Annotated in this window: 2 protein-coding genes; one reads left to right on the top strand and one right to left on the bottom strand. The window is 63.6% G+C overall.

The annotated features are described in order from the left end of the window. Positions 1-234 (bottom strand): LysR family transcriptional regulator (locus JK635_RS28875; RefSeq protein ID WP_202655504.1); only part of this gene is annotated, 234 nt, incomplete at its 3' end. Positions 235-406: 172 nt separating this feature from the next. Between JK635_RS28875 and JK635_RS28880 the strand changes: the two genes are divergently transcribed. After that, the coding region (locus tag JK635_RS28880) for a homogentisate 1,2-dioxygenase (RefSeq protein ID WP_202655505.1) at positions 407-519 on the top strand (113 nt) is incomplete at its 3' end.

Below are 519 nucleotides of genomic sequence, written 5' to 3' on the forward strand. Positions count from 1 at the left end.
CAGCGCCTGGCCCACCGGCTCGGCGATCCGGTCCGCGCCGGGCGTAGGCTGCATGCCTTGGGCGGTGCGCACGAACAGCTCGTCGCCAAAGGTCTTGCGCAGCCGCGCCAGCGCATTGCTCACCGTCGGCTGCGACAGGCCCAGGCGCCTGGCCACCAGGGACACATGGCGCAACTGGTAGAGCTGGTGGAACACCACCAGCAGGTTCAGGTCGATGTCGGCAACGTCGCGCATGCTTCACCCATTATTGATTTGGTCAATAGTCGTCATTTTTGCATTGGTATTTTAAACGGTGCCGTCTGTGCCTATAGTGTGGCTCTTCGCATGTGGCGATCCGCCGCAGCCATGTTCCCAAGGAGTGCCAGCCATGACCGACGCCAGACCCGCTTCGTCTCCCGAACCTTACATGTCAGGCTTCGCCAACGAGTTCGCCACCGAAGCCCTGCCGGGCGCCCTGCCGGTGGGCCAGAATTCGCCGCAGCGCGCGCCCTATGGCCTGTATGCCGAGCAAATCTCCGG

It is taken from the genome of Neobacillus paridis, assembly GCF_016765675.1.
Lineage (GTDB): Bacteria > Bacillota > Bacilli > Bacillales > Cytobacillaceae > Neobacillus > Neobacillus paridis.